The 13,260-nt window shown below is 39.6% G+C and carries 11 protein-coding genes; 4 read left to right on the top strand and 7 right to left on the bottom strand.

What is annotated here, in order from left to right; all coding sequences use genetic code 11:
* Position 1: 1 nt before the first annotated feature.
* The 4 genes from E6C50_RS06545 to rpmH all read right to left on the bottom strand — a co-directional run bounded on the left by E6C50_RS06545 (position 2) and on the right by rpmH (position 6,436).
* Positions 2-2,203 carry a B12-binding domain-containing radical SAM protein gene (locus tag E6C50_RS06545; protein ID WP_136402402.1) on the bottom strand — a complete coding sequence of 734 codons (2,202 nt, stop codon included), beginning with the start codon at positions 2,201-2,203 and terminating at the stop codon, positions 2-4.
* 63 nt (positions 2,204-2,266) lie between these two features.
* Positions 2,267-3,223 (bottom strand): ion channel, encoded by a 957-nt coding sequence (locus E6C50_RS06540; protein WP_136402401.1) that lies wholly within the window; start codon positions 3,221-3,223, stop codon positions 2,267-2,269.
* A gap of 99 nt (positions 3,224-3,322) precedes the next feature.
* Positions 3,323-6,175, bottom strand: a complete 2,853-nt coding sequence (gene carB / locus E6C50_RS06535) for a carbamoyl-phosphate synthase large subunit (protein WP_136402400.1) — start codon at positions 6,173-6,175, stop codon at positions 3,323-3,325.
* A 99-nt stretch (positions 6,176-6,274) separates the two neighbouring features.
* A complete protein-coding gene (gene rpmH / locus E6C50_RS06530; RefSeq protein ID WP_026979292.1) occupies positions 6,275-6,436 on the bottom strand; it encodes a 50S ribosomal protein L34 in 162 nt (53 codons plus the stop codon).
* A gap of 251 nt (positions 6,437-6,687) precedes the next feature.
* On the opposite strand from rpmH, the gene E6C50_RS06525 reads away from it, so the two are divergent.
* Together E6C50_RS06525 and E6C50_RS06520 are read left to right on the top strand one after the other, a co-directional pair.
* Positions 6,688-7,203: a DUF2892 domain-containing protein gene (locus E6C50_RS06525; protein ID WP_136402399.1), complete on the top strand. Its 516-nt coding sequence runs from the start codon at positions 6,688-6,690 to the stop codon at positions 7,201-7,203.
* Between the two features lie 138 nt (positions 7,204-7,341).
* Positions 7,342-8,037: a TlpA family protein disulfide reductase gene (locus tag E6C50_RS06520; RefSeq protein ID WP_168732763.1), complete on the top strand. Its 696-nt coding sequence runs from the start codon at positions 7,342-7,344 to the stop codon at positions 8,035-8,037.
* Here E6C50_RS06520 and E6C50_RS06515 read toward each other — a convergent pair.
* On the bottom strand, positions 8,034-8,930 hold the full coding sequence (locus E6C50_RS06515; protein WP_136402397.1) for a lytic transglycosylase domain-containing protein: 897 nt from the start codon (positions 8,928-8,930) through the stop codon (positions 8,034-8,036). The two genes, E6C50_RS06520 and E6C50_RS06515, sit on opposite strands and share 4 nt — an antisense overlap.
* Positions 8,923-9,609, bottom strand: coding sequence for an alpha/beta hydrolase (locus E6C50_RS06510; RefSeq protein ID WP_136402396.1), 687 nt, complete (start codon positions 9,607-9,609; stop codon positions 8,923-8,925). The genes E6C50_RS06515 and E6C50_RS06510 overlap by 8 nt, the downstream gene beginning before the upstream one ends.
* A 146-nt stretch (positions 9,610-9,755) precedes the next feature.
* Between E6C50_RS06510 and E6C50_RS06505 the strand changes: the two genes are divergently transcribed.
* Positions 9,756-10,037 carry a GNAT family N-acetyltransferase gene (locus E6C50_RS06505; protein ID WP_136402395.1) on the top strand — a complete coding sequence of 94 codons (282 nt, stop codon included), beginning with the start codon at positions 9,756-9,758 and terminating at the stop codon, positions 10,035-10,037.
* A gap of 70 nt (positions 10,038-10,107) precedes the next feature.
* Here the strand turns inward: E6C50_RS06505 and mtaB are convergent, their stop codons facing one another.
* Positions 10,108-11,436, bottom strand: coding sequence for a tRNA (N(6)-L-threonylcarbamoyladenosine(37)-C(2))-methylthiotransferase MtaB (gene mtaB / locus E6C50_RS06500; protein WP_136402394.1), 1,329 nt, complete (start codon positions 11,434-11,436; stop codon positions 10,108-10,110).
* 177 nt (positions 11,437-11,613) lie between these two features.
* Here mtaB and E6C50_RS06495 point away from each other — a divergent pair, with 177 nt between their 5' ends.
* Positions 11,614-13,230, top strand: a complete 1,617-nt coding sequence (locus E6C50_RS06495; RefSeq protein ID WP_136402393.1) for an ABC transporter substrate-binding protein — start codon at positions 11,614-11,616, stop codon at positions 13,228-13,230.
* Positions 13,231-13,260 lie beyond the last annotated feature (30 nt).

The following is a 13,260-nucleotide window of genomic DNA, read 5'->3' as shown; positions in this document are numbered from 1 at the left end:
ATCACAATACCAGAAGACCGGAGCTTCGTAAGGTATTAATTGGTTTTGAATACCAGAATAATTCAAAATCTTCACGATCCGCAGCTTCATAATCGGCTTTTACCTCATTAAAGGTCAGTATTTTATTTTGAGTAACCGAAATTTTTGGCAAAACGGCAGTTAGCCAATCGGCATCATCTTTATTAACCTGAATCGCAAAACTTTCTTTTTTATCGTGAAAAGTCAGACTCGCCATTTCGAACTGCCTTCCTTTTTTGTTTTTGGTAAAATACGACACGACCGGTTTACCCCCTGTCCAGACAATTTTAGCCGTTGGTTTTACGGTAAAAGTATCCGCATCCTGTAAAGCATTGTAAATATAATCCGGCGAAACTTTTGTTCGCGGTACTTTAAAATCAAACCAATCCTGCAAAGGGTAATCAAAACAGATTCCATGCATATAGTTAAACAAGGATTTTTTTAATCCAAAACTGAACTTATCGTGATTTGTACCGGTTTTATCAATATGAACAATATCATTATTCGCAAAAGTTCCAATAGCTTCCGTTTCTTTTAGTACGCCAAATTTTTCGGGATACATTCCTACCGGACTATGTGCCGTCATCGCAAATTGATGCCAAAATCCGGATTGTAGAATTCCGAGTTCGAATAATTGTCGTACCATTTCCAGACTATCGATAGTTTCCTGTGCCGTTTGCGTCGGAAAGCCATACATCAGGTACGCATGTACCATAATTCCGGCTTCGGTAAAATTGCGATTTACCCGGGCAACCTGTGCTACCGTCACTCCTTTTTGGATCAATTCCAGTAAACGGTCGGAGGCCACTTCCAATCCGCCGGAAACAGCAATACAACCGGACGCTTTTAACAATAAACACAGATCTTTTGTAAAACTTTTTTCAAACCGGATATTGGTCCACCAGGTCACCGCCAGTTTTCGTTTTACTATTTCCAGTGCTACCGCGCGCATCAAGGCAGGTGGTGCTGCTTCGTCTACAAAATGGAAGCCATTTTGCCCGGTTTGCGCAATCAGCTCCTCCATTCTATCCACTAACATTTTGGCCGCGACAGGTTCGTAAACTTTAATATAGTCCAATGAAATATCGCAAAAAGTACATTTCCCCCAATAGCATCCATGCGCCATCGTGAGTTTATTCCAGCGCCCGTCACTCCACATTCGGTGCATTGGATTTACAATTTCAATAACCGAAATATAACGATCCAGCAACAGATCGGTATAATCCGGTGTTCCCACTTCCGATTGTTTGTAGTCCCTACAGGCTGGGTTATTAATATAAACTACCTTACCTTCGTCCAGTATAAAGGTCCGTTTCAGTTCTTCTTTACTGATAGTACCTTCCACATAAGCAATCATGTTTTCTACCGGCGCTTCTCCGTCGTCGAGTGTAATAAAATCAAAGAATTCCATTACCCTGACATCCGTTAACGATCGTAATTCCGTATTGGGAAAACCACCTCCCATCGCTACTTTAATTTCCGGTCGGTGTTTTTTAATCCATTGGGCACATCGGAAGGCACTGTACAAATTACCCGGAAAAGGAACTGAAAAAGCTACAATTTTCGGATTTATTACGTTCAACCTTTCTTCCAATAACTGTAAGGTGATTTTATCGATATAAGTGTATTCCTGATGAAGATGGTTGTACAATTCGTCAAAAGAATTGGCCGAACGGCCTAATCGCTCCGCATAACGACTAAAACCAAAATTAGGATCAATACATTCTACGATCAGATCGGAAATATCTTCCAGATAAAGCGTTGCCAAATGTTTGGCTTTATCTTGTGTTCCCATCGTACCAAAAGCCCAATCCAATTCTTCCAATTGTGCAAAACGAGATGCTTCCGGCAGGAAATCTTCCTGACATATCAAATGCGCCAACGTCGGATTTTTCCCCTGAAGAAATAAAATAACCGAATCAATCGTTTTGATATATTCATCCTGTAACGCTATAATCCGCTGACAGTTATCCGATAGCGTTTCCGTTTTTTGTTCGCTTTCGGCAAACATTTGGATTAATCCTTCTTTTGAAAACAATTTTAAGATAACTTCAATACCCAAATCCGCCTGAAAGGAGGAAATATTTTTGGTATTCAGGAATCCCTTTACATAGGCCGTGCCCGGATATGGGGTATTGAGCTGCGTAAAAGGTGGCGTGATCAGAAAAATTGTTGTCGGCTTCATTGGCGATACATCATTGAGACTGCAAAAGTATTATATTTTGAAGAAATAAATACGGATTGCGCCCTACAACTGTATCTTTTCGATGGCGTTCAGTTTATCCACATACAGTATTGTCTCATCACTATCACGGTCGGCTTCAAACATCGGTAAAAAACGTGCCCCATAAATTACTTCGCGTAAGGTATAAGAAGTTCGTTTTACGACGGTAGTACTAAACATATCGTCAAAAACTTTTACAAAAATCAGAATTTCGCCTTTCTGATTTTTATAATCCGCTTCGGTAAAGGTATATAATGGACTATTTTCGGTAATGGGATGTACCAACGTCCAGCTTAACGTTAGCATATTAATTTTGTCCAGTTCGAGATCGAGCGAAAAAAACTTATTGACTTTTTTACCATCTTCTTCCAGACTTAATCCAATTGTTGCCTTAGCTTCGGCTTCCATCAGGTTGGTATTCTTATAAGGTGTCATTCGTAGCATCAGGGCTTTTCCTTCTTTATAAGGCGCAATGACCGCATTATCCGAAAAGCGGATCAGCGCTTTGGGCTTACTAAACCTTCCGTAAAATAAACCGGTCGCAATTGCGAAGCTCAATAATCCGAATAACGCTTCTACCGAAGCGACAAAACTGGTCATAAAACCGGTCGGACTAATATGTCCGTAGCCTACAGTAGTAAAGGTCTGTGCACTAAAAAAGAAAGCCTGTCCAAACTGATCAACCGCTGTTTTTGCATTGATTCCTTGTAAATGTTGTACACCAAGTAAAAAATAAATACAGGCAAAAATAAAATTTACGATCAGGTAAAAGGCAAAAATGATAAACATAAATTTCCAGCGTGGTACATCGATCATCGCATGGTACCAACTGATACGCTCAGTTATACCGATTCCCACTTTCCGGACATTGGCATTTCCATCTTTGTTTACAAATCGTGCCCCATAAATGGAAGCATTACTTCCAAAACCGGTATTTTCGTCTGCCTTAGCTCTGGAACTGATGCGCTTTAGGAATGCCATAGTAATTTTTAAGTAAAGCTAATAAAAAATCACTTTGAAAGCTACTTCAATAAAAAAGCCCCACTGTAGCAGTGAGGCTTTCTATAAAATATAATGTTATTATTTACTCAGATACATTTTTCGTCTGGAGTACAATTCGTAGAATTGATCGTCTTTTAGGTCGTCGATAAACAAGATACTTTCTCCTGTTGATTTCATTTCGGGACCTAATGCCTTGTTTACATTTTTAAACTTGCTGAATGAGAATACCGGTTGCTTGATTGCATATCCTTTTAAATGTGGATTAAAATCAAAATCGGTTACTTTATTCACACCTAACATTACTTTAGTTGCATAGTTTACATACGGTTCGCCATAAGCTTTTGCAATAAATGGCACCGTACGTGAAGCTCTTGGATTGGCTTCGATGATATAAACCGTATCGTCTTTAATCGCAAACTGTATATTGATAAGTCCTACCGTTTTTAAAGCCAGTGCGATTTTCTTCGTATGATCTTTAATTTGTTGCATTACGAATTCACCCAGATTAAACGGTGGCAAGGTTGCATTACTATCTCCGGAGTGGATCCCACACGGTTCGATATGCTCCATGATACCGATAATGTATACATTTTCACCGTCGCAAATCGCATCGGCTTCCGCCTCAATCGCCCCGTCCAGGTAGTGATCCAGTAATAGTTTGTTATTCGGGATCTTACGTAGTAAGTCTACCACATGCTCTTCCAGTTCCTGTTTGTTGATCACAATTTTCATTCCCTGTCCACCCAATACATAAGAAGGACGTACTAATAACGGAAAGTCCAGTTGATCCGCTAGTTTTGAAGCTTCCTCGGCGCTTTCAGCTACTCCGAATTTAGGGAAAGGAATTTTTAATTCTTCCAGCAATTCCGAGAAACGTCCACGATCTTCTGCTAAATCCAAAGCATCAAAACTGGTTCCAATGATTTTAACACCGTATTTTGACAGTTTTTCTGCTAGCTTTAAGGCAGTTTGTCCTCCTAATTGTACGATTACACCTTCCGGTTTTTCATGACGGATAATGTCGTAAATATGCTCCCAGAAAACCGGCTCAAAATACAATTTATCAGCCGTGTCGAAATCGGTGGAAACCGTTTCCGGGTTACAGTTGATCATAATTGTCTCGTAACCGCATTCCGATGCCGCCAATACCCCGTGAACACAAGAATAATCGAATTCGATACCTTGCCCGATACGGTTGGGTCCGGAACCTAAAACGATCACTTTTTTACGGTCGGATACCACGCTTTCGTTATCCACATAACGGGTTCCGTCGGCTTTTTCGATTTCTGCTTCAAAAGTGGAATAATAGTATGGTGTTTGCGCTTTAAATTCGGCGGCACAGGTATCTACCAGTTTGTAAACCCGTTTTACCCCTAAATCTTCACGCAATTTGTAAATCTGACTTTCCAGACATCCTAACATATGGGCAATTTGTCTGTCGGCAAATCCTTTTTGTTTCGCCTCCAGTAACAATTCTTTAGTCAGGGTGTCGATATTGTGTTTGGAAATTTCTTTTTCCAGTGCATATAGTTCTTCGTATTGTTTTAAGAACCACATGTCGATTTTAGTGATTTCGTGGATACGGCTCAACGGAATTCCCATTGCAATCGCATCATAAATTACGAATACACGATCCCAACTCGCATAGGTCAGTTTGTCAATAATCTGATCGTAATTGGTATATCCCTTACCATCAGCTCCTAATCCGTTACGTTTAATTTCCAACGATTGCGTTGCTTTGTGTAACGCTTCCTGGAACGAACGTCCGATTCCCATTACTTCCCCTACGGATTTCATCTGCAATCCGAGTGTTCTGTCGGCTCCTTCAAATTTGTCGAAGTTCCAACGTGGTATTTTTACAATTACATAGTCCAAAGTCGGTTCAAATAAGGCCGAAGTGGATTTTGTAATTTGATTTTGCAATTCGTCCAGACTGTACCCTAAAGCCAGTTTGGTGGCAATTTTTGCGATTGGATATCCCGTTGCTTTCGAAGCCAATGCCGAAGAACGCGATACACGCGGGTTGATCTCGATGGCTACAATGTCTTCTTTTTCATCCGGAGAAACAGCAAACTGTACGTTACATCCGCCGGCAAAGTTACCGATGCTTCGCATCATCAGGATGGCCATATCTCGCATTCTCTGGAATGTTCTGTCGGATAAAGTCATCGCCGGTGCTACCGTGATACTGTCTCCGGTATGGATTCCCATCGGATCCATGTTTTCGATGGTACAGATAATCACTACGTTATCGTTTTTATCACGCAATAATTCCAACTCGTATTCTTTCCAGCCTAATAACGCTTTATCGATTAACACCTCATGGATTGGAGAAGCTTCCAGTCCACGAGTTAATAAATCGTCGAAATCTTCTTTTTTATGTACAAAAGCTGCTCCGGTTCCACCTAATGTAAATGACGGACGGATTACTAACGGGAAACCGAATTCCTGTGCAATTTCTTTACCTTTCAGGAAAGAATTGGCTGTTTTTGCCGGTGCTACCGGGATATCGATTTTCGCCAGCAATTGTTTAAACTGCTCGCGATCTTCGGTTACATTAATGGCATTTACATCAACACCGATCAATCGTACGTTAAAATCCTGCCAGATTCCTTTTTCGTCTGCTTCCAGACATAGATTTAAGGCAGTTTGTCCTCCCATAGTTGGCAAAACCGCATCAATTTGCGGGTGTGCTTTTAGGATTTCGATAATGGATTTTGTAGTTAAAGGTTTTAAATAAATATGATCGGCCATGGATGGATCCGTCATAATGGTTGCCGGATTGGAGTTGATCAGAATGACTTCAATTCCTTCTTCGCGCAGCGATCGTGCCGATTGCGATCCGGAGTAGTCGAACTCACAGGCCTGTCCGATTACGATAGGCCCTGAACCAATAATTAAAACCGATTTTATTGAATTGTCTTTAGGCATTGTGTTGTGTAGTATGTAGTTATTTATTTTTAACGAAAAGATATAAAAAAAGGCGTTACCTTAAATAAGTAACACCTTTATTTATGATTTTAAAAATCATTATTTTTTATGTCTTGGCTCTGATGAAACCGTTAACTTATGTCTTCCTTTAGCTCTTCTGCGTGCTAATACTTTTCTTCCGTTAGCAGAAGCCATTCTTTCCATGAAACCGTGCTTGTTTCTTCTTTTTCTTTTTGATGGTTGAAACGTTCTCTTACTCATTGCTTTTATCTTTAAATCGTGTTTTTAAATAGGATCAGCTTTGAAATTCTCTCGCTTCAAAACCGAGTGCAAATATACAAAGACTTTTATTTCTGGCAAGCCCTTTTAAAAAAATATTTTTATTTCTGTTAACTGCTTTGCCCTTTAGTAGTTACCGCGAGCAGCTTTTACTTGTAAACCGGCTTCAGAAAACTTAATTTCGCCCGCTCGTTTCATTTTATTACATTTGCAAACTTAAAACAAAAACAATTATGTTTCACAGAAATATTAAACTGATTATAGCCGCTTTAATCATTGCGCTTGGTATCTGGCAATTCACCGAAAGTAACATCGGAAACGGGATTTTCTTACTACTGCTTTCATCTATTTTTATTTTATTGTATTTCAAAAACGAGTTTATTTTATTAGCGTTTTTAAAACTTCGTAAACAGGATTTTCCCGGTGCTCAAAAATGGCTTGCTTATATCAAAAACCCGGAAACGGCTTTGGTTCGCAAACAACAGGGATATTATAACTACTTAAACGGATTAATGGTTTCCCAAACTAATTTATCAGCGGCTGAAAAATATTTCAAAAAAGCGATTGAATTAGGTTTAAATATGGATCAGGATTTGGCTTTGGCAAAATTAAATCTTGCCGGTATCGCGATGACACGCAGAAGAAAACTGGAAGCAACCAATCTTTTAAACGAGGCTAAAAAGCTGGACAAACAGAATATGCTGAAAGATCAGATCAAGATGATGAAAGATCAGATGAAGAAAATGTAATCCAAAAAAAACTAAAATATCATGAAAAAACGCCCAAAAAGGCGTTTTTTTTGTGCTTTTTACGCAACCTTACCATATTGACTGTATCTTTGTAATAGAATGTTTTCCCCAACAAGTACCCTAAAAATGTATTTGCCTATGAGAGACTTCTACTTTACAATTATCATCCTGATCCTGCTATCTTCTACAGTTACTGCTCAAGATAACACTAGTTTTTTGTTTTCAAACACCCTACACCGGAACTTAAAAAATTACTCCAAAAAGTCGGATATAGCCTATCGAAACAACAATATAGATCGTGCTGATTTTTTATTTGATTCCCTGGTTCGGCACCAACTCATAGGTACCACTTTCGACGATTTTAACTTAAAGCGGTTCCATAAAGGTCGAAAACGGATCAGCGCTTTTGAAAAACCTATTTTCCTGATCACTTATGCGTCCTGGTGTGTTCCTAACAAAGGGGAAATCCCGGCACTAAACAAACTGGCCCGACAATATGGAAACGATATCCAATTTATAGTATTATACTGGGATCGAAAATCGAATTTAAAAAAGTGGTCAAAAAAATTTGATCATCATATCGCGATTTGCTACGCTCACGAAACTTACAATAAAGATGCGTATCTGGTTTCTACCTTAAAACACAGCCTGGGATTTCCGATCTTATACTATTTGGATAAAAACCGAACCGTTGTTGCCATCAAGCGCAATACAGCCCTACACATTCCGAGAGCGACATATAGCAAAGCACTTGATGCCAACTATAAGGTATTTAAAGACAACCTCAGCTGCCTTTTAAACACTAACGATTCACCGATACTAGCCAAAAATTAACGCTTATAACCTTCTAACGGAATATCGATTGTATATTTTTTATTTGGCGTGATCACCAGTTTTTTATCGCGTAACCACGGGTTGTGAACTTTTAGAATCTTGTAATTAATCCCCTGTTCTATGGCAAAAGCAGCCAGATCGTCGATATTAGCCGTTACTTCTACTTTTCGTACCGGAATTTGCTGGTACAACACGTCTTTAGGCAGATCATAGCCGTATTTCGCCTGATTCGTCATAATTTCTTTTAAAGCCAGAATTCGGAAAACATAACGCGCCGTTTCATCATTAAGCAACAAATCGTAATAATCACTTACTTTCTGACTGTCGATTTGCTTGTTTACACCGTTCATCCCGCCGTTATAAGAAGCCGCTGCCAAAGTCCAGTTTCCAAACTTTTCTTTCGCTGCCAACAAATATTTACAAGCTGCTTCGGTCGATTTTTCCAAATGATAGCGTTCGTCTACCGTTTCGGTTACTTCCATACCTTTTTCCTTCGCTGTTTCCGGCATAAACTGCCATACACCTCTTGCTCCGGCCGAAGACACTGCATTTATTAATCCGCTTTCGATAACGGCCAGGTATTTAAAATCATCCGGAACACCATACTGTCGTAAAATGGGTTCAATTACAGGAAAAGCGCGATTGGCTCTTTTGATGATCAACGCTGTAGTCGCATGCAGATTTATATTGACCAACAGTTCCCGATCCATTCTTTCTTTGACATCCGAAAGCGTCATAGGTACTCTTTCACCTGCAAAATCGATATTCATCGGCAAATACACATGGTTTTTTACATCTACATCCGTTCCGGTTCCGGCGTTGGTCCAATAAACCAAAACACCACTTGTTAGTATCACAGCAGCTACAATAGCCATTCTTTTCACTTTATTCATCTTCCGTATTTTTTATTGTATTTTCTCCTAAAATTATAGCCGGCAAATGACTATTCAGCCAGCGGTATTTATTTATAATCATCACATGAGTGCCGCCTTTTATAATGATGGCATCATGGATATATTTTATCGGAAACACCTCATCGGCATCCCCATGAATGTGGACAATTTTATCATCGGCTACTTTACGATCCCAGGAGATTATTGTTTCCAACGCCCAATCCAGATAGCGTTTGTCGCGCATCGATAAAAACTTTTCATATAATTTAATCCGACTTTTGGCTGTTTCACCGAAAGCATATTTAGCCAGCACTTCTATGTTCGCAAACATACCCGTCGGGATCAATTTATAAGCTTTGGTTGTTTTGGCAAATTTCATTCGTTTCGGAAATTCCACGTTTGTTTTAACACTGGAAATAATGATGGTTTTCCGAACCGGAATAATCCGGGCAATTTCCTGAACCAATATGCCTCCAAAAGAAACACCAATCAAAACCGGGTTTTCATCCGTTATTTTTTCGGCCATTCTTTTCGCATACGTTTCCAAACTTTCTTTTGATTCCGGCAAAAACCATTCCAGCCAATGGACCTCAAATTGGTCTTCCGGTAGTTTTATATTCTCAAAAATGGTAGGATTGGCTGCCATTCCCGGCATTAAATAAACGGGTATTTTGCTCATTATCTGCTGTTTTAACGCTTCACTAACGTAGAATCTTATGTTTTTTTCCGAAATTTGCATAAAAATAATTCATTCCGGATGATTTTACAATCACATTCCGGGTTAAATTATAATCAATTATTTCTCCCCTATGAATACGCTATATCATGGAAATTAAAGACAACGAATTATTACGTCAATTCGAAAATCAAACTGAAAACGGGTTATTAACAGTGGAGTATTCCCTTCAGGAACGCAAGCTTTTCCTAACCAAACTGAACCATACCGAAAAGGAAGACCCTGAAACTATCGATGCTTTTTTAAAAGCCATCATGAACAACGCCGAAGAAAAACGATTACGCGTCGTACCGACGCATCCTAAAATCGCTTCTTTTTTTAGAAAAAATCCCGTTTATAAGGAATTATTGCCACCGGGAATCAAAATATAATCCATAAAAAATGGCTGTCTATAAGGCAGCCATTTTTTATATCATTACACCGGAAACAGGTGTTTATATTTTATCCCGGAACGTTTACAAAGTCCATACGAACAATTCCGTCCTCGTCTATTTTTGTAAGTTGAATATCGTGTAAGGTATTTACCAACTCCGGATTCCACGGCGTTTTAACTTTTACGTAATTTTCGGTAAACCCATGAATATAACCTTCTTTGTTTTCACCCTCAAACAATACCGTTCTATGGGTTCCCAACTGACTTTCGTAAAAAGCTCTTCGTTTTTTAACCGAAAGTCCACGTAGCATTTTACTTCTTTTACTACGCACATTCATTGGCACCACACCTTCCATATCCGCTGCTTCGGTATTATCTCTTTCCGAATAGGTAAACACGTGCAGGTATGAAATATCCAGTTCATTCAGAAAGTTATAGGTTTCCAGGAACAATTCGTCGGTTTCGCCCGGAAATCCAACAATTACATCCACTCCAATACAGGCATGCGGCATTACTTCGCGGATTTTAGCCACTCTGTCGGCATATAATTCGCGTAAATAACGACGTTTCATTTTTTTCAGAATCGTATTGCTTCCGGATTGTAACGGGATATGGAAATGCGGAACAAACGTACGGCTTTGCGACACGAACTCGATGGTTTCGTTTTTTAACAAATTCGGCTCGATCGATGAGATTCGCAAACGTTCGATTCCGTCTACCTGATCCAAAGCCTGAACCAGTTCGAAAAAGGTATGTTCGTGTTTTTTATTTCCGAATTCTCCTTTTCCATAGTCACCAATATTAACACCGGTTAATACAATTTCCTTGATGCCCTGTTGCGAAATTTCCTTTGCATTTTTCATTACATTTTCCATCGTATCACTACGGGAAATACCTCTTGCCAACGGAATCGTACAATACGTGCACTTATAATCACATCCGTCCTGAACTTTTAAAAAAGCACGGGTTCGGTCACCAATCGAATAACTTCCGACATAAAAATCGGCTTCTTCAATTTCGCAGGAATGCACCTCGCCCATATCGTTTTTCGACAAGTCGTTGATATAATCGGTAATTTTAAATTTTTCGGTAGCTCCCAAAACCAGATCCACACCATCCACTGCTGCCAGTTCTTCCGGTTTTAACTGCGCATAACATCCCACAGCCGCCACAAATGCCTTATCATTATGCTTTAGCGCCTTCTTTACAATCTGCTTGAACTGTTTGTCCGCATTTTCCGTTACCGAACAAGTGTTGATAACATATATGTCGGCTATTTCCTCAAAATCCACACGGTCGAAGCCTTCGTCCTGAAAACTGCGCGCAATGGTCGATGTCTCTGAAAAATTCAGCTTACATCCCAGTGTATAAAAAGCAACTTTTTTTCTGTTTTCCATAATGATAAGCTACCTATAAAGTAGTAACTTTAGTTATATTTACATCTTTTTAAAAAAGAGTTTGCAAAGTTACATACAAAATTCGGTTTGGTAAAATCCATTGGGAGATTTATATTCCTAATTCACATTATATTAAGACTTTACAACAACCGGTTAAACAGAAACCTATTTTTCTCAATGCGATCAATAATCTTTTCCATATCAGCCTTTTGTCTTTTACTTTTAATGGTTTCCTGTGGTAAAAACAGTACCGAAGACAAGGATCATCTGGTTTTCCGTTATAACGAAAGTGCTAATATCAGCTCTCTTGATCCGGCTTTTTCCAAGAGTCAGGCGATAATCTGGCCCTGCAATCTTATTTTTAACGGATTGGTACAACTGGACGACAGTCTGCATATTCAGCCGGATATTGCCAAAAGCTGGACGATTTCGTCCGATGGAAAAACCTATACGTTTACGCTTCGCAAGGATGTTTATTTTCATAAAAATGCGCTTTTCGGGAAAGACAGCACCCGAACCGTTACCGCTACTGATTTCGAATACAGTTTAAAACGATTGCGCGATGAAAAAGTCGCGTCACCCGGTGGTTGGATTTTACAAACTGTGGCCAACATGAAGGCTAAAAACGACAGTATTTTCGAAATCACCTTACAAAAACCGTTTCCGGCCTTTTTAGGGTTACTATCAATGAAATATGCTTCGGTGGTTCCAAAAGAAATCGTCGAAACGCCGGGTTATGATTTTCGGGCTAAACCCGTAGGAACCGGTCCTTTTCAGTTCAAATTATGGGAAGAAAACGTCAAACTGGTGTTGCGTAAAAATCCGTTGTATTTTGAAAAAGACGAACAAGGTGTGCAACTTCCCTATCTGGAAGCCGTTGCCATTACCTTTTTACCGGACAAACAAAGCGGTTTTCTACAATTTGTACAAGGTAAGCTGGATTTTGTTTCCGGACTGGATCCTTCCTATAAAGACGAAATTCTGACTCAAAAAGGCGATTTACAGTCCAAATACCAAAACGATATTAACCTGATAACCGGCGCTTATCTAAACACCGAATACCTTGGATTCCGTATGGATGGCACCGATAAAACCATACTGGACAAACGAATCCGCCAGGCGATGAATTATGGTTTCGACCGAAAAAAAATGATCCTTTACCTGCGTAACGGAATGGGAACACCGGCTACCAGTGGTATTATTCCGGCCGGATTACCCGGTTATGCCAATCTGAAAGGCTATGATTACGATCTGCAAAAAGCCCGGAAATTAATTGCCGAGTATAAAAAAGCGACCGGCAATCCGAATCCAACTGTCTATTTGTCGACCAACGCTACCTATATTGATATCACGGAATATTTACAACGGGAATGGCAAAAAATTGGTCTGAATGTTCAGGTCGATGTAACGCCTCCGGCTACGTTACGACAGGCAATTGCGACTGGAAAAGTTTCGTTTTTCCGTGCGAGCTGGATTGCCGATTATCCTGATGCCGAAAATTACCTTTCGTTGTTTTACAGTAAGAACTTTGCGCCAAACGGTCCGAATTATACGCATTTCAAAAATGCTACTTTCGACGCTTTGTATGAAAAGGCATTTTTGGAAAATGATATAACCAAACGAAATGAACTGTACCGGGAAATGGATGCTCTTATCATCGATGAAGCGCCAATAATCCCTTTATTTTATGACAGAGTCGCGCGATTCACCCGTAAAAATGTAGTCAACCTGGGAATCAATCCGTTAAACCTGCTACAACTAAAAAAAGTAAAAAAGCTACCGGATCATTCCTAATTCTTTCCCAAATCACGGATTAAATTGCGT

The organism is Flavobacterium supellecticarium, assembly GCF_004801375.1.
Taxonomy (GTDB): Bacteria; Bacteroidota; Bacteroidia; order Flavobacteriales; family Flavobacteriaceae; genus Flavobacterium; species Flavobacterium supellecticarium.
Note: the sequence above shows the minus strand (reverse complement) of the source record. Positions and strands in the feature narration are given on the sequence as shown.